The sequence below is a fragment of the Streptomyces sp. ISL-10 genome (genome assembly GCF_018614575.1).
Lineage (GTDB): Bacteria > Actinomycetota > Actinomycetes > Streptomycetales > Streptomycetaceae > Streptomyces.
Map to the genome: position 1 here is coordinate 78305 of NZ_JAGGOJ010000014.1, position 14605 is coordinate 92909.

Sequence of the window (14605 nt, forward strand, 5' to 3'; positions counted from 1 at the left end):
GCCACCCTTCTGCCCGGCACCGTGTTTCACGTGAAACCACTCAAGCGCCCCGCCCGCCGGGCAATACTCGTCGTCCATGTCGCCGCCTCCGCGGGCTGGCTCGGGCTCACCCTCGGTCTGCTCGCGCTTGCACTCACCGCCTGGACCACGGGCTCTGCCCCGGCGGTCGAGGCCTCCTACCGCTCCATGAAGGTCTTCACGGACTGGTTGCTCCTGCCCCTCGCCTTCCTCACGCTGCTCAGCGGCCTCGTTCTGTCACTCGGCACGAAGTGGGGCCTCGCACGGCACTGGTGGATCGCCATCAAGTTCTGGCTGACGCTGGCGACCATCACCGCTTCCGTCTTCGCTCTGCGGCCGGGCGTCAACGACGCCGCCGACAGCGTCGCTTCGGGCACCGTGGTCGTGGACCCCCGGGATCTCGTCATGGGCCCCGCCGTGTCACTGACCGCCTATCTCTTCATGACCGTGGTCTCCGTGCTCAAGCCGTGGGGGCTCACCCGGCGCGGCCGCCGTCTGCGGGTTGCGGTCTCTGCGCCCAAATCGGTGGACGGACGATCCGCTCGTCAGACAGCCTGACCCCATGTCGACTCCGCTCTCCGAGCTGCCCATCAGGCGTCTGACCATCGACGACCTCGTCTCCTGTGCCGATCTCTCGGAAGACCGCGGCTGGCCACGCGAGGATCACAAATGGGGCCTGCTGCTGACAGCCGGCACGGGGTACGGGGTCGACGATCCGGCGGGCAAGGGACTGGTAGCCGCTTGCGTCCTGACGTCCTACGGCACCGGGCTCGCGGCGATCGGCATGGTGCTGGTCGCGGAGCGGTTCGCGCGTCAGGGAGTCGGGCGCCGGCTGATGAAGCATGTCCTGGCGGAGGCCGGGGGCACTCCCCTGACCCTCCATGCCACGCCCAACGGGCAGCCGCTGTACGAAGAGCTGGGCTTCGCCACCACCGGCCGGGCGGAGATGGTCCGGGGCCACTTCACCGCCACGGACCCGGCGACCGGAGTGCCGATCCGCCCGGCGACGGCGGAGGACATGGCCGCAGTGGTGCGCCTGGACGCCGAGGTCTTCGGCGTGGACCGCACCCATATGATCACTCGCCTGCCGGCCTTCGCCGACCAGCTCCTGGTGGCCGAACAGGACGGCGTACTGACGGGATACGCAGCCGCCTGGCCGAACATGGCCACGCATGTCGTCGGCCCTCTCATCGCCAAGGACACCGAGACGGCGAAGGCACTGATCACCTCTCTGGCGTCGAACACGGACCGTCCGCTGCGCACTGACATCGACGTGCGCCACGAGGAACTGCTCGCCTGGGTGAAGTCACAGGGCCTTGAACCGATCGCCTTCAACACGGTGATGACCTACGCCGTCCCGGCGCTGCCGGGCGACTGGACCCGCCGATTCGCACCTCTGACAGTCGCGGCGGGCTGAGGGTCCGATCCCCGGGCCCGTCCGGGCGTTCCCGCGTCCGCCCACCGCGGTACCGGCAAGCGGCCGGGAAACTCCTCGATGGATGAGCTCCTCAGCGGACGAGCTGGGCCACGCGGTCGTCGGCCGTCGCCTCGGCGGCGGCCTGCTTGTCACGCCGTTCGAGCGCCGCGGAAAGAAAAGCGAGGACCAGCGCCGAGGCCGCGAGGGCCGCGCCGACCCAGTTGGGAGCGGTCAGCCCCATGCCGGCGGCGATCACCATGCCGCCCAGCCAGGCCGCAAGGGCGTTGCCGAGGTTGAAGGCGCCGATGTTGACCGCGGAGGCCAGCGTGGGCGCGCCGTGCGCGTGGTCCAGGACGCGCTTCTGCAGCGGAGGCACCGTGGCGAAGCCCAGTGCGCCGATCAGCACGATCGACACCACCGCGAGGACCTTGTGGTGTGCGGTGACCGTGAACAGGGCGAGCACGAGTGCGAGCGCGGTCAGGGTGACATACAGCAGCGGCATCAGTCGCCTGTCGGCGTAACGGCCGCCGATCAGGTTGCCCCCGACCATGCCGGCACCGAACAGAACCAGCAGCCAGGTCACGGAGGAGTCGGCGAATCCGGCGACCTCGGTCATCATCGGGCTGATGTAGGTGATCGCGGCGAACACTCCGCCGAAGCCGAGCACCGTCATCGCCATGGCCAGCAGCACCTGGGCGTTCTTGAAGGCGGCGAGCTCATGGCGCAGCCGCACGCCCTGCGGCTTGGGCATCTCGGGCACCAGCTTGGCGACACCGGCCAGACCCAGGACACCGAGCCCGGCGACGATGAAGAAGGTGGCGCGCCAGCCGGCGGTCTGTCCGATGAAGGTGCCCAGTGGGACTCCGACGACATTGGCGACGGTCAGACCGGTGAACATCATGGCGATGGCGCCCGCCTTCTTCTCCGGCGACACCAGCTCGGCGGCGACGACGGAGCCGATGCCGAAGAAGGCACCGTGCGCGAGGGAGGCGACCACGCGTCCCGCGAGCATCACGGAGAAGTCCGGGGCAAGGGCGGAGAGCAGGTTGCCTGCGATGAAGAGACCCATCAGCAGCATCAGCATCCGCTTGCGCGACACGCGGGTACCGAGGGCGGTCATCAGAGGGGCGCCCAGCACCACGCCCAGGGCGTAGCCGGTGACCAGGAGGCCGGCCGTCGGGATCGTGACACCGAAGTCGGCGGCGACCTCGGGCAGCAGCCCCATGATCACGAATTCGGTGGTGCCGATCCCGAAGGCTCCGACCGCAAGGGCAAGAAGCGCGAGAGGCATGGAGAACCTTCCAGAGATTGCGAGTGCGCTTTACGTGCGTCCACAATAATTGCACGCGCTTGATAATTGCAAGCGCGGGCAATTGCATCGATCGTCTACTCTGATAGCAAGCCGCGCCGGCACCGAGGAGGAGACACATGACAGCGATCGACCCCGCCCTCACCGCCCTCGCCCAGGGCTGGTGCGCCCTCTCGCTGTTGCACGGAAAGATCGAGGCGCACATCGAGCGGGCGCTGGAGTCCCGGCACGGGCTGAGCATGCGCGAGTTCTCGCTGCTGGACGTGCTCAGCCGGCAGCACAGCGGCCCCGGCGGACATCTGCAGATGAAGCAGGTCGCCGACGCGGTCGTCCTCAGCCAGAGTGCGACGACCCGGCTGGTCACGCGGCTTGAGGACCGCGGTCTGCTGACCCGCTATCTGTGCGACACCGATCGCCGAGGCATCTACACCGATGTCACGGAGGCCGGCCTGGCACTGCTGGCCGAGGCCCGCCCCACCAATGACACAGCGCTGCGCGAGGCTCTCGACGAGGCCGCCAAGAACCCCGAGCTCGCCCCTCTCGTCAAGACCGTCGAAGAGCTCCGGGTCCCCGCGTAGTCTGCGGATCATGAGTGAATTGCACATACGCCCCGCGGTCGCCGACGACATCCCGGCGATCGTGGCCCTGCTCGCCGATGACCCGCTCGGCGCCCAGCGTGAATCACCTGACGACCTCTCGCCGTACACGGCGGCGTTCGAGCGGCTGGCCGCAGACCCCCACCAGCACCCGACCGTCGCCGTATGCGACGGTCGGATCGTCGGCACACTGCAGCTGACGATCATCCCCGGCCTCTCCCGGCGCGGCGCCACCCGCTCGATCATCGAGGCCGTCCGGATCCATGCCGACGAACGCGGCATCGGACTGGGCACTCAGCTCATCAAGTGGGCCGTGGAGGAGTCCCGCAGCCTGGGCTGCCAACTGGTGCAGCTCACGTCGGACGCGACCCGGCCCGATGCCCATCGCTTCTACCAGCGTCTCGGCTTCGAGCCCTCCCACGTAGGGTTCAAGCTCAGTCTCTGAGCTTCCGGCTGACCCTCTGAGCACAGCAGGCCCTCGTCGGCCCGCAATGTCAACGGGCCGGACCGTCCTGGGATGAGCCGGCCCGTTTCAAGGGTGGAACCCGACCTGTTTCACGTGAAACACGGAGCAGTCAGAGGCCGCGCCAGCCGGCTTCGGCCACGCCTCCGGGCACCGCATCACCCGGCTCATAGGGCTCGCGGGTGAACACGAACGACCCCAGGTCCAGGTGGCTCACGGAGCCGTCCTCACGACGCACCACCTTGAGCGTCTCGCCCGCGTAGTAACCGTCGAGCCCCGTCCACTCACCATCGCGACCGGCGACGAAGCGCGACCTCCTGCCTCCACCGCGCAGAGGCTCCAACTCCACGCCCCGATCGGCGACAAGACGCAACCCGTACGCATATGTCCCCCAGTACCAGGGGCCTGTGAGGTCCAACAGTTCCTGGTCGGCCTCGGGAAGCGGTCGCCACGGCTCGGGGATCCTCGGCTCGGCATCCGCCACGATGCGCACGAGATCCGCGGCGACCGTGCCGGTCAGCGGCCCGGACGTCACATTGCTCAGCGCCACAGCGGCGACCCCGTCCTCCACGCTCATCCACAGCCCGGCGAGAAACCCGGGCAGCGAGCCCGAGTGCCCCACCAGCGTGCGCTGCTCGTTTCGGACGATCTGCATCCCCAGGCCGTAGGAACTGTTCCAGTCCCCGGCTTCAGCGGGCACCGAGGGAGTACGCATCTCTCGCACGGAAGCGGCGCCCAGCACCCGGTCGTCGCCTTCGGCGAGGAACCAGGCGAACCGGCAGAGGTCTGTCGCGGTCGACCACAACTGTCCGGCGGGAGCCATGAGCCCGAGGTCCTCGACCGGCTCGGGCAGCAGAACGTCGGCCCAGGGATGCACGGCCCAACCTCCGGCATGCGGGGCCCGGGGTTGTGTGCTGGTCCGGCTCAGTCCGAGCGGATCGAGGATCTCCCTCTGGAGAGCCTCCTCCCACGGGACACCGCGGACCGCCTCGACGAGCGAACCGAGAAGCGTGTAGCCGGGGTTGGAGTAATGGTGCCTGCGGCCGGGCGGATGCATGCGCGTCTGCTCGCCCAGGACATCGGCGAGTTCGGGCCGCAGCACGCCGGGAGTCCGTTCCCACCAGGGGGCCGGGGACTCGGCGCTCAAACCGGCGCTGTGCCCAAGAAGCTGAGCGACGGTCACTTCACCGACACCCGTGCCCGACAAGTGCTTCTCCAGCGGGTCACTCAGATCGAGCAGCCCCTCGTCACGCAGACGCATCACGAGGACGGCGGTGAACGTCTTGGTGATCGACCCGATGCGGTACTGCGTATCGGCGTCGGGTGCGTGACCGTCGATCGAACTGCGACCGCCCGTCCACACCAGACGGCCGTCCCTCAGTACCGCCCCGACGAACGAAGGCGTGCGTCCCTCACTCTGCGCCACGGCGATGCGGTGCAGGAGAGCCCTGCGGGTGGCGGGGAGCAGCTCTTCCCAGGATGAAGTCATGGGGCAGGTCTATCGGTGCACGCGCGCTCCGTCGAACCGATTAACAGCGGGCCAAGCCGGCAGAGCCGATGGCTGCGGTCCGAGCCCCGCCCGGAGCGGCACCGGGGGTCACCGACGGGACCCCGCTGCGGTGCCTTCCGGAGGATTTGTAGGATCTCTCGGCTCATGGCATGAGGCAGCCCGCTGACCTGGTGCTGTGCGACCAGTCTCACCGTGTGACATAGAAGATCCGTCTCACGAGGGTGGCCATTTCCTCAGCGCAGACGGCAGACTCCGGCGGTGACCTCGAACTCCCCGCGCCCCGCTCGACACGAACCCCTTCCCGCCGACCCTGATCTCTATCCGGATCTCGCGGCTGCTGGCAGTCTGGCCGCGGCCCTGGCACTGGCTGCTGCCGAGCAGGGGCTCGATCTGGGTGCGGTGCTGAGCAACGATTCGGACCCGCTGCGGACGGTCGGCGTCACCAGCACAACCCCTGGCCGGGAACCCTGCTGGATCTTCATCGGATCGCAGAGCCGTTGGTTCAACATCAACGGCCCATGCCAAGGCGTTCAGCTGCTCTCGGGCTCGACTTCCGATCTGGGCGAGCTAGCCCGGGCTGCGGCAGGTTGGCGTGACGGGGCCAGGCTCCGCGAGATCCAGGATGATGCTGCCTTCATTGAGGTGAGCGAGCTGACCGAAGCGCATGAACTCGGTCCGGCCGAGGCAGTCACCGTGAAGTGGCGACTTCTCTTGGAAGGCTTGCACCAGGACGCCGATCGACTCGACCTCGCCCGCCAGACACTGGCGCTCGCCGAGGCTGCGTCTGCCGAACCGAAGCTGCGGCAGTTGTATCCGTTCACCAGCCACTGGTCGCTGCACTTCACGACCTGCACCGGGTTCCCGTACTCATGGGACGTGCCGTTCATCGATCCGCTGAGCGACGGTCGATATCGCGTCTGCGGTCCTTCTCGTGGAACGGTCATCGGTGAAGGCGACACCGCGGCAGCAGCCATCGCCATGGTGGTGGGCGCGCTTCCGGCGAACTGCGGGCCTGCTGTCGCAGGCACTGCAAACGATCAGCGTCAGGGCTGACTCGCGATCTGACCCTGCATGGTACTGATGGCCGCGATGACCTTCTCGCCGAAGGGAGTCAGCTTCATGGCCCGGCCGCGTTCCGCGCGTTCAAGCAGTGCCTTTCCGAGGTCCCGTTCGAGGCGGTTGATCTGGATCACCAGGGCTGACTGGTGGATGCCGAGATCTCGGGCTGCTTCGGTGAGGGTGGGATAGGACTGGGCTGCCAGTAAGCGCGAGAGTCGTTGCCGCGCGTATGGGCCGGTGATGGCTTCGCGGAGGATGGCGGGAAGAGCCTCGGCTTCGTCGGCGGTGCGGAGGACGGTCTGGTGGCTGGCTCCGCCGCGTGGCCGGAGAGGGATGTTGTGGGTGTAGGCCCAGCGGGCCATGTTCGCAGTGCTCATGCCAGCTTCTCGGGCGAGGTCCGGAAGGGTTCGGCGACGATGGACGTACTGCTCGATGAGCCATTCCCGGTCGACAGCGCCGCGGCGCCTGTAGTCCTGTGGACCCTCACGGAGAGGGACGCCGTAGTCCCTGGCGAGGTCGGTCAGCACGCTGCGGGAGAAGCCGGTGAGGGTGGCGATCTGCTGGAGGGACCGGTGTTCGTCGAGGTAGAGCTGGGTGAAGCGCTCTTCCGGGATGGTTTGCCGGGCTTGCTGCCGGATGCAGCCGGTGGCCCTGGCGGTGTTCTTCGTCAGCGGGGGTGCGGGGGCTGGGTGTTCGTCGAGGACATGACGGATGGCCTCGACGGTCGTGCCCAGGACATGGGCGGCGTGCTGAACGGGGTGCTGGCGATGGCGGACGAGCTGGTGCAGGCGGGGTAGGTCGACGTGTGCCGGGTCGGGGCCGGGAAGGGAGAGCCCTGCCAGGTGGCGGGCGGCTGCCAGGTCACGGGCTCGTCGTGAATGTGGTGTGAGGCCAGGAAGGTGAGGGCTTCCTGCTGGAGGGCGTGTGCGAGTTCGGGGGTCTGAAGCGCGGTGAACCGCAAGGACGTCGCCCGGAACTCTGCCCTGTCGAGCCCGCCCAGGTCGTCGGGGACAGATTCGGCGGGCAGGCCGCTGAGAGAGGTCGCCCCTTACGTCACCCGGAAGAGTGAACGCTCCGAGCTGCGAGTCTCATGATGGCTGCATAAATGCCATCCATATGCAGCTGGCGCTGAGATTATGAAGCTGGATTTGAGACCCTACAAATTCCTGGTCACGTCTGGGCCATGTCCACGAAGCGGGAGTAGTGCCCCTGGAACGCCACCGTGATCGTGGCCGTCGGACCGTTACGGTGCTTCGCCACGATCAGGTCCGCCTCGCCCGCGCGCGGGGACTCCTTCTCGTACGCGTCCTCGCGGTGCAGCAGGATGACCATGTCGGCATCCTGCTCGATCGAACCTGATTCACGCAGGTCCGAGACCATGGGTTTCTTGTCCGTACGCTGCTCGGGGCCACGGTTCAGCTGGGAGAGCGCGATCACGGGGAGCTCCAGCTCCTTGGCGAGGAGCTTGAGGTTTCGCGACATGTCCGAGACCTCCTGCTGCCGGCTCTCGGCACGCTTGGAGCCACCCGACTGCATCAGCTGGAGGTAGTCGATGACCACCAGCTTCAGGTCGTTGCGCTGCTTCAGCCGACGGCACTTCGCGCGGATCTCCATCATCGAGAGATTCGGCGAGTCGTCGATGTAGAGCGGGGCCTGGGAGACGTCGGGCATCCGGCGCGCCAACCGGGTCCAGTCCTCGTCCGTCATCGTCCCGGAGCGCATGTGGTGCAGCGCCACACGCGCCTCGGCCGACAGCAGACGCATCGCGATCTCGTTGCGCCCCATCTCAAGGGAGAAGATCACGCTGGGCAGGTTGTTCTTGATCGACGCGGCCCGCGCGAAGTCAAGGGCCAGAGTCGACTTGCCCATTGCGGGACGGGCGGCGATGACGATCATCTGGCCGGGGTGCAGGCCGTTCGTCAGGGAGTCGAAGTCGGTGAAGCCCGTCGGCACACCGGTCATCTCGCCGCTGCGCGAGCCGATCGCCTCGATCTCGTCGAGGGCGCCCTCCATGATGTCGCCGAGCGGCAGGTAGTCCTCACTCGTCCGCTGTTCGGTGACGGCGTAGATCTCGGCCTGAGCGGAGTTGACGATCTCGTCGACGTCGCCGTCCGCCGCATATCCCATCTGCGTGATCTTGGTGCCGGCCTCCACGAGCCTGCGCAGCACCGCGCGCTCATGGACGATCTCCGCGTAGTACGACGCGTTGGCGGCCGTCGGCACCGACTGGACCAGCGTATGCAGATAAGAGGCCCCGCCGACCCGGGTGATCTCACCACGCTTGACGAGCTCGGCCGCGACCGTGATCGGGTCGGCCGGCTCTCCCTTGGCATAGAGATCGAGGATGGCCTGGAAGACGGTCTCGTGGGCCGGCCGGTAGAAGTCGTGGCCCTTGATGATCTCGACGACATCGGCGATGGCGTCCTTGGACAGCAGCATGCCGCCGAGAACGGACTGCTCGGCGTCGAGGTCCTGCGGAGGCACGCGCTCGAAGCCGGGACCGCTGTCCCAGCCGGTGCTGTCCCGGCCGCGGTCGTGCTGGTCGTCACGGCGGCTGTCACTGCCACGGCGGCGAGATGCGGGGAGACGGTCACCCGGACTGTCGGCCGCCCACGGGTCGTCCAAGGGCTCGGAAATGCTCACCCGCGGCCACCTCCTCCGTCCGCTCCGCGGACCTTTGCCGTGGCCTCTTTCTACGGCACGACACTGACAAAACGGGTCGCCTGACTCCGCTTGCGGCGAGTCGGGCGACGGTCCACGGTAGGCCCGGCGGCACCGTCAGCCAATCTGGTTATCCACAGGCGGTGTGGACGAACGACCAGATGCTGTGGAGAACTCTGCGGAACCTGTGCACGGACCGGGGGACAGCACTGTGGATAAACTCATACCGACCTCACCACGCGGCCTCTGAGCTGCGACTTTTCCGTCCACCGGCTGTGGGGGAGAAAAACTTTGCCGTGCGGATCAAGATCAGAACAAACAGCACACAGGGCGGCGCGACAAGCGTCATGAAGTAAGGGACACAATCACATTGCATCTCTTACCTGTGGAAGATTAGATTGACGCCATGACACAGGCCCCAGCGACCACCGAGGCGCGCCGTCGACGCCACGACCGAGAGATCATCGCGCTCGCCGTCCCCGCCTTCGGCGCACTGGTCGCCGAGCCTCTGTTCGTGATGGTCGACAGCGCCATTGTCGGTCACCTCGGCACACCGCAACTGGCAGGTCTCGGCGTCGCGGCGGCCCTGCTCATGACGGCCGTGAGTGTCTTCGTCTTCCTCGCTTACGCCACCACCGCCGCCGTGGCCCGCAGGGTGGGCGCGGGCGACCTCCAGTCGGCCATCCGCCAGGGCATGGACGGCATCTGGCTCGCCCTCTTCCTCGGCATCGCCGTCATCGCCGTGACCCTTCCCACCGCTCCCTGGCTCATCGACCTCTTCGGCGCATCGGACACCGCTGCACCGCACGCGATCACCTACCTGCGCATCTCCAGCCTCGGCATACCGGCCATGCTGATCGTGCTCGCGGCGACCGGCGTACTGCGTGGCCTCCAGGACACACGCACACCTCTCTACGTGGCCATCGGCGGATTCATGGCCAACGCCGCCCTCAACGCAGGGCTCGTCTACGGCGCCGGGCTCGGTATCGCGGGCTCCGCCTGGGGCACCGTAGCCGCCCAGTGCGGCATGACGATCGCCTATCTCGTCGTCGTCGTGCGCGGCGCCCGCAAGCACGGCTCCTCGCTGCGCCCCGACGCGGCCGGGATCAGGGCGAGCGCCCAGGCCGGAGTCCCCCTGCTGGTCCGTACGCTCTCGCTGCGTGCCGTCCTGATGATCGCCACCGCCGTGGCAGCCCGGCTGGGCGACACGGACATCGCGGCGCACCAGATCGTTCTGTCTCTCTGGAGCCTGCTGGCCTTCGCCCTCGACGCGATCGCCATCGCCGGCCAGGCCATCATCGGACGCTACCTCGGTGCGAATGATGCCGAGGGAGCCAGGCAGGCATGCCGTCGCATGGTGCAGTGGGGTGTCGCCGCGGGTGTGGTCCTCGGAGTCCTGGTCGTGGCCTCCCGCCCGCTGTTCATCCCCTTGTTCACCGCGGACCAGGCGGTACAGGACACGCTCCTCCCCGCACTTCTGGTCATCGCGGTGTCCCAGCCGATCGCGGGAGTCGTCTTCGTACTGGACGGCGTGCTGATGGGCGCGGGGGACGGCCCCTATCTCGCCCGGGCGATGCTCGTCACCCTCGCCGCGTTCGCTCCGGTCGCCCTGTTGGTCCCCACATTCGGCGGCGGCCTGACGGCACTGTGGTGGGCCATGACCCTGATGATGACCGTGCGACTGCTGACCCTGTGGTGGCGGGCACGGTCCGGCCGTTGGCTCGTGACAGGCGCGACCCGCTGACGTTTCACGTGAAACTTCCGCACGAGACGTGACGCCCGAAGCAGGACGACCGCAGGACCGGTGACACTCACAGCACCCACAACACCCGCGGTCCTCGTGACACCGTGCACGAACACGGACCCCACACCACCACCCCATCGCAGGGAAAAGCAGAAGGGCCGCACCCCGAGGGGTGCGGCCCTTCCTACTGCTCAGTCGAGCGCGCTGCTCAGGCGGCGACGACCTCGACGCCAAGCTGCGCGGCAACCTCGGGGTGCAGACGCACGGACACCTGGTGCGAGCCCAGGGTCTTGATCGGCGCACCGAGCTCGACGCGACGCTTGTCGACCTCCGGGCCACCGGCAGCCTTGATCGCCGAGGCGATGTCGGCCGGGGTGACGGAGCCGAAGAGGCGGCCGGCGTCGCCGGAGCGAACAGCCAGACGCACCTTCACGGCCTCGAGCTGACCCTTGACAGAGTTGGCCTGCTCGATGGTCGCGATCTCGTGGATCTTGCGGGCGCGGCGGATCTGCGCCACGTCCTTCTCGCCACCCTTGGTCCAGCGGATCGCGAAACCGCGCGGGACCAGGTAGTTGCGAGCGTAGCCGTCCTTGACGTCGACGACGTCGCCGGCGGCACCGAGGCCGGAGACCTCGTGGGTGAGGATGATCTTCATATCTCGGTCACCCTTCCCTTATCGCGCGGTGGACGTGTAGGGCAGCAGCGCCATCTCACGGCTGTTCTTGACGGCCGTGGCGACGTCACGCTGGTGCTGCGTGCAGTTGCCGGTCACGCGGCGGGCACGGATCTTGCCACGGTCGGAAATGAACTTCCGCAGCATGTTCGTGTCCTTGTAGTCCACGTATGCGGTCTTGTCCTTGCAGAACGCGCAGACCTTCTTCTTAGGCTTGCGCACAGGCGGCTTCGCCATGGTGATTCTCCTGTGTGATCAAGAAGTGGGGGTACGAGCCGCCCTTAGAAGGGAGGCTCGTCCGAGTAGCCGCCGCCGGAACCGCCGGAGCTTCCGCCCCAGCCACCCCCGCCGCCCTGCTGGCCGCCGCCGGCCGGCTCGCTGGTGGCCCAGGGGTCGGCGGGTGCACCGCCGCCCCCCTGCTGCTGACCACCGCCGGGGCCGCCGCCCCAGCTGCCGCCGCCCTGCTGGCCGCCGCCGTACCCGCCCTGGCCGCCGCGACCGGTGGTCTTGGTGACCTTGGCCGTGGCGTTCTTGAGGCTGGGGCCGACTTCCTCGACATCCAGCTCGTAGACCGTGCGCTTGACGCCCTCGCGGTCCTCGTAGGACCGCTGCTTCAGACGGCCCTGCACGACGACGCGCATGCCGCGCTGAAGCGACTCGGCGACGTTCTCCGCCGCCTGCCGCCAGACCGAGCAGGTGAGGAACAGGCTCTCGCCGTCCTTCCACTCATTGGTCTGCCGGTCGAAGGTGCGGGGAGTGGACGCGACGCGGAACTTCGCGACCGCCGCACCGGACGGGGTGAAGCGCAGCTCGGGGTCGTCGACGAGATTGCCGACGACCGTGATGACGGTCTCGCCTGCCATGGGGGAACCTCTCGGCGGGGATTGCTTCTGGCTGCTTGCTGCTACTCGAACCCGATGACCTCTGAGCTAGAAGCTCAGTGGATCTCGGGACGGAGGACCTTGGTCCGGAGGACCGACTCGTTCAGGTTCATCTGGCGGTCGAGCTCCTTGACGACCGCAGGCTCGGCCTGCAGGTCGATGACCGAGTAGATGCCCTCGGGCTTCTTCTTGATCTCGTAAGCGAGACGACGACGGCCCCAGGTGTCGACCTTCTCCACCTTTCCGTTGCCCTCACGGACGACGGAGAGGAAGTTCTCGATCAGCGGGGAGACAGCGCGCTCCTCGAGATCGGGGTCGAGGATGACCATCACCTCGTAGTGACGCATGTGGAACCCACCTCCTTTGGACTCAGCGGCCACGGTCGTTCCGTGGCAGGAGGGTCGTGATGCGTGAGCAACGGTATCCGCCGCCACTGACAATCCCCCTCGACGAGGGGTGATCGCGTCCTGGCCTGGGCAGACACCGGTGCAGACCGTACAGACTACCCGCAGACCGGCTTCCGGTTGAAATCCGGCGGCGGATGGCCGCAATCTGTACGCATCGGGTGCGCGCGGCGCTACGATGCGCCGCCTTCCGGCACAGCCAGGAGGTGCCTCATGGCACATGCAATGCGACGACGGTCCCCCGCCTCTCTCCTCGCCACGGACGGCAAGCCTCATCCGCTTCAGGACACCCTGATGGCGGTCACTCTGGCCCTCGGCGCCATCGCATTCGTCTCGGCGATGTTCCACCACCTCCACCTGCTGAGCTCATGGACCGGCCTGGTGGGCATCTTCACGGGCGGGTACGGACAGTTCATCTCGGCGACCACCCGTGAGCGCTTCCTGCTGATCATCGGGCTGGGGGCATCGGCTGTGGGCTTCTTCCTCGGCATGGCCCACGGCGGACTCTTCGGCGGGGTCCTCGGTTAGAACACGCCGCATAGGGAGCGGGCCGCGTCCGGCCCGCTCCTGCGTACAGCCATTCGGGCCGCTTCCTGAGCGCAGTAGGCTTCGGCGCGAGAGCCGGAGCCCCTGTACCCATGGGGACACACCTGCCGAGGAGCGCCCCGCATGAGCCTGACCCTGAGGACCATCAGCCGTGAGCAGCATCTGGCGTACATCCAGAGCCTGCCCTCGGCCAGTCACTGCCAGGTCCCGGCGTGGGCGGACGTGAAGACCGAGTGGCGCTCGGAGAACCTGGGCTGGTTCGACAAGAACGGCGACCTCGTCGGCGCGGGCCTGGTGCTCTACCGGCAGCTGCCCAAGATCAAGCGGTATCTCGCGTACCTCCCCGAGGGGCCGGTCATCAACTGGTACGCCCCGAACCTGGACGACTGGCTGCAGCCCATGCTGGCGCACCTGAAGAACCAGGGCGCCTTCTCCGTGAAGATGGGCCCGCCCGTCGTCATCCGCCGCTGGGACGCCCCCGCGATCAAGGCGGGCATCCAGGACCCGGACGTCAAGCGGCTGCGTGACGTGGAGGCCACCCACATCGAGCCGCGTGCCTTCGAGGTCGCCGACCGGCTGCGCAAGATGGGCTGGCAGCAGGGCGAGGACGGCGGCGCGGGCTTCGGCGACGTACAGCCGCGGTACGTCTATCAGGTGCCGCTGGCCAACCGGTCGCTGGACGATGTTCTGAAGGGCTTCAACCAGCTGTGGCGCCGCAACATCAAGAAGGCCGAGAAGGCCGGTGTCGAGGTCGTCCAGGGCCGCTACGAGGACCTCGCCGAATGGCAGCGCCTGTACGAGATCACGGCGGAGCGGGACCGCTTCCGGCCGCGCCCGCTGTCGTACTTCCAGCGCATGTGGACCGTCCTGAACAACGAGGACCCCAACCGCATGCGGCTGTACTTCGCACGGCACAACGGCGTGAACCTTTCGGCGGCGACCATGCTCGTCGTCGGCGGACACGTCTGGTACTCCTATGGCGCCTCGGACAACATCGGCCGCGAGGTCCGGCCCTCGAACGCGATGCAGTGGCGGATGCTGCGCGACGCCTACGCCATGGGCGCGACGGTCTACGACCTGCGGGGCATCAGCGACTCGCTCGACGAGACGGATCACCTGTTCGGCCTGATCCAGTTCAAGGTCGGCACCGGCGGCGAGGCTGTCGAGTACGTCGGTGAGTGGGACTTCCCGCTCAACAAGCTGCTCCACAAGGCGCTGGACATCTATATGTCGCGCCGCTGAGGACGCCGCGGACCGCTCCGGCGGTGCGAACAACTCCGTAGTCTGTGAAGTCTCGTACCTGTCTTCGATACACCGCAGCCAC

At 67.6% G+C, this 14605-nt stretch carries 17 protein-coding genes; 9 read left to right on the top strand and 8 right to left on the bottom strand.

The window, feature by feature from the left end; translation table 11 throughout:
* Nucleotides 1-30: 30 nt before the first annotated feature.
* The gene (locus tag J7E88_RS18265) at nt 31-576 is read left to right on the top strand and encodes a DUF2269 domain-containing protein (RefSeq protein ID WP_215182337.1); all 546 of its coding nucleotides are present in this window, start codon (nt 31-33) and stop codon (nt 574-576) included.
* Nucleotides 577-580: 4 nt separating this feature from the next.
* On the top strand, nt 581-1435 hold the full coding sequence (locus tag J7E88_RS18270; protein WP_215182339.1) for a GNAT family N-acetyltransferase: 855 nt from the start codon (nt 581-583) through the stop codon (nt 1433-1435).
* Nucleotides 1436-1526: 91 nt separating this feature from the next.
* Here the strand turns inward: J7E88_RS18270 and J7E88_RS18275 are convergent, their stop codons facing one another.
* A complete protein-coding gene (locus J7E88_RS18275; RefSeq protein ID WP_215182341.1) occupies nt 1527-2726 on the bottom strand; it encodes an MFS transporter in 1200 nt (399 codons plus the stop codon).
* Between the two features lie 137 nt (nt 2727-2863).
* Between J7E88_RS18275 and J7E88_RS18280 the strand changes: the two genes are divergently transcribed.
* Both J7E88_RS18280 and J7E88_RS18285 read left to right on the top strand, forming a co-directional pair.
* A complete protein-coding gene (locus J7E88_RS18280) occupies nt 2864-3322 on the top strand; it encodes a MarR family winged helix-turn-helix transcriptional regulator (protein ID WP_215182343.1) in 459 nt (152 codons plus the stop codon).
* Nucleotides 3323-3332: 10 nt separating this feature from the next.
* Nucleotides 3333-3785, top strand: coding sequence for a GNAT family N-acetyltransferase (locus J7E88_RS18285; protein ID WP_215182345.1), 453 nt, complete (start codon nt 3333-3335; stop codon nt 3783-3785).
* Between the two features lie 130 nt (nt 3786-3915).
* Here J7E88_RS18285 and J7E88_RS18290 read toward each other — a convergent pair whose 3' ends face one another.
* Entirely contained in the window at nt 3916-5292 is a 1377-nt protein-coding gene (locus J7E88_RS18290) for a serine hydrolase (RefSeq protein ID WP_215182347.1), read from the bottom strand.
* 279 nt (nt 5293-5571) lie between these two features.
* Here J7E88_RS18290 and J7E88_RS18295 point away from each other — a divergent pair, with 279 nt between their 5' ends.
* Nucleotides 5572-6366 (top strand): DUF6193 family natural product biosynthesis protein, encoded by a 795-nt coding sequence (locus tag J7E88_RS18295; RefSeq protein WP_215182349.1) that lies wholly within the window; start codon nt 5572-5574, stop codon nt 6364-6366.
* Here J7E88_RS18295 and J7E88_RS35980 read toward each other — a convergent pair.
* Nucleotides 6357-6749, bottom strand: a complete 393-nt coding sequence (locus tag J7E88_RS35980) for a LysR family transcriptional regulator (RefSeq protein ID WP_251022818.1) — start codon at nt 6747-6749, stop codon at nt 6357-6359. The genes J7E88_RS18295 and J7E88_RS35980 overlap by 10 nt on opposite strands.
* A gap of 39 nt (nt 6750-6788) precedes the next feature.
* Here J7E88_RS35980 and J7E88_RS35985 point away from each other — a divergent pair, with 39 nt between their 5' ends.
* On the top strand, nt 6789-7169 hold the full coding sequence (locus J7E88_RS35985) for a hypothetical protein (RefSeq protein WP_251022819.1): 381 nt from the start codon (nt 6789-6791) through the stop codon (nt 7167-7169).
* 373 nt (nt 7170-7542) lie between these two features.
* Here the strand turns inward: J7E88_RS35985 and dnaB are convergent, their stop codons facing one another.
* Nucleotides 7543-9015 carry a replicative DNA helicase gene (gene dnaB, locus J7E88_RS18305; RefSeq protein WP_215182351.1) on the bottom strand — a complete coding sequence of 491 codons (1473 nt, stop codon included), beginning with the start codon at nt 9013-9015 and terminating at the stop codon, nt 7543-7545.
* A 424-nt stretch (nt 9016-9439) separates the two neighbouring features.
* Here dnaB and J7E88_RS18310 point away from each other — a divergent pair, with 424 nt between their 5' ends.
* Nucleotides 9440-10777 carry an MATE family efflux transporter gene (locus J7E88_RS18310; protein ID WP_215182353.1) on the top strand — a complete coding sequence of 446 codons (1338 nt, stop codon included), beginning with the start codon at nt 9440-9442 and terminating at the stop codon, nt 10775-10777.
* 208 nt (nt 10778-10985) lie between these two features.
* Here J7E88_RS18310 and rplI read toward each other — a convergent pair whose 3' ends face one another.
* The 4 genes from rplI to rpsF all read right to left on the bottom strand — a co-directional run bounded on the left by rplI (nt 10986) and on the right by rpsF (nt 12678).
* Nucleotides 10986-11432, bottom strand: coding sequence for a 50S ribosomal protein L9 (rplI, locus tag J7E88_RS18315; RefSeq protein ID WP_215182355.1), 447 nt, complete (start codon nt 11430-11432; stop codon nt 10986-10988).
* Nucleotides 11433-11450: 18 nt separating this feature from the next.
* The gene (gene rpsR / locus J7E88_RS18320; RefSeq protein ID WP_005315025.1) at nt 11451-11687 is read right to left on the bottom strand and encodes a 30S ribosomal protein S18; all 237 of its coding nucleotides are present in this window, start codon (nt 11685-11687) and stop codon (nt 11451-11453) included.
* Nucleotides 11688-11731: 44 nt separating this feature from the next.
* On the bottom strand, nt 11732-12313 hold the full coding sequence (locus J7E88_RS18325) for a single-stranded DNA-binding protein (protein ID WP_215182357.1): 582 nt from the start codon (nt 12311-12313) through the stop codon (nt 11732-11734).
* Nucleotides 12314-12387: 74 nt separating this feature from the next.
* Nucleotides 12388-12678 carry a 30S ribosomal protein S6 gene (gene rpsF / locus J7E88_RS18330; protein WP_015609864.1) on the bottom strand — a complete coding sequence of 97 codons (291 nt, stop codon included), beginning with the start codon at nt 12676-12678 and terminating at the stop codon, nt 12388-12390.
* A gap of 270 nt (nt 12679-12948) precedes the next feature.
* On the opposite strand from rpsF, the gene J7E88_RS18335 reads away from it, so the two are divergent.
* Together J7E88_RS18335 and J7E88_RS18340 are read left to right on the top strand one after the other, a co-directional pair.
* On the top strand, nt 12949-13263 hold the full coding sequence (locus J7E88_RS18335; RefSeq protein WP_215182359.1) for a hypothetical protein: 315 nt from the start codon (nt 12949-12951) through the stop codon (nt 13261-13263).
* A 141-nt stretch (nt 13264-13404) separates the two neighbouring features.
* Nucleotides 13405-14523: a peptidoglycan bridge formation glycyltransferase FemA/FemB family protein gene (locus J7E88_RS18340; RefSeq protein ID WP_215182361.1), complete on the top strand. Its 1119-nt coding sequence runs from the start codon at nt 13405-13407 to the stop codon at nt 14521-14523.
* Nucleotides 14524-14605 lie beyond the last annotated feature (82 nt).

What these genes read in the sequence shown, in the direction of transcription:
- J7E88_RS18285 (WP_215182345.1), top strand. Translation starts at nt 3,333, where the DNA reads ATGAGTGAATTGCACATACGCCCCGCGGTCGCCGACGACATCCCGGCG.
- J7E88_RS18280 (WP_215182343.1), top strand. Translation starts at nt 2,864, where the DNA reads ATGACAGCGATCGACCCCGCCCTCACCGCCCTCGCCCAGGGCTGGTGC.
- J7E88_RS18340 (WP_215182361.1), top strand. Translation starts at nt 13,405, where the DNA reads ATGAGCCTGACCCTGAGGACCATCAGCCGTGAGCAGCATCTGGCGTAC.
- rplI (WP_215182355.1), bottom strand. Translation starts at nt 11,432, where the DNA reads ATGAAGATCATCCTCACCCACGAGGTCTCCGGCCTCGGTGCCGCCGGC.
- J7E88_RS35985 (WP_251022819.1), top strand. Translation starts at nt 6,789, where the DNA reads ATGGACGTACTGCTCGATGAGCCATTCCCGGTCGACAGCGCCGCGGCG.
- J7E88_RS18310 (WP_215182353.1), top strand. Translation starts at nt 9,440, where the DNA reads ATGACACAGGCCCCAGCGACCACCGAGGCGCGCCGTCGACGCCACGAC.
- J7E88_RS18325 (WP_215182357.1), bottom strand. Translation starts at nt 12,313, where the DNA reads ATGGCAGGCGAGACCGTCATCACGGTCGTCGGCAATCTCGTCGACGAC.
- J7E88_RS18270 (WP_215182339.1), top strand. Translation starts at nt 581, where the DNA reads ATGTCGACTCCGCTCTCCGAGCTGCCCATCAGGCGTCTGACCATCGAC.
- rpsR (WP_005315025.1), bottom strand. Translation starts at nt 11,687, where the DNA reads ATGGCGAAGCCGCCTGTGCGCAAGCCTAAGAAGAAGGTCTGCGCGTTC.
- J7E88_RS18290 (WP_215182347.1), bottom strand. Translation starts at nt 5,292, where the DNA reads ATGACTTCATCCTGGGAAGAGCTGCTCCCCGCCACCCGCAGGGCTCTC.
- J7E88_RS18335 (WP_215182359.1), top strand. Translation starts at nt 12,949, where the DNA reads ATGGCACATGCAATGCGACGACGGTCCCCCGCCTCTCTCCTCGCCACG.
- rpsF (WP_015609864.1), bottom strand. Translation starts at nt 12,678, where the DNA reads ATGCGTCACTACGAGGTGATGGTCATCCTCGACCCCGATCTCGAGGAG.
- J7E88_RS35980 (WP_251022818.1), bottom strand. Translation starts at nt 6,749, where the DNA reads ATGAGCACTGCGAACATGGCCCGCTGGGCCTACACCCACAACATCCCT.
- J7E88_RS18275 (WP_215182341.1), bottom strand. Translation starts at nt 2,726, where the DNA reads ATGCCTCTCGCGCTTCTTGCCCTTGCGGTCGGAGCCTTCGGGATCGGC.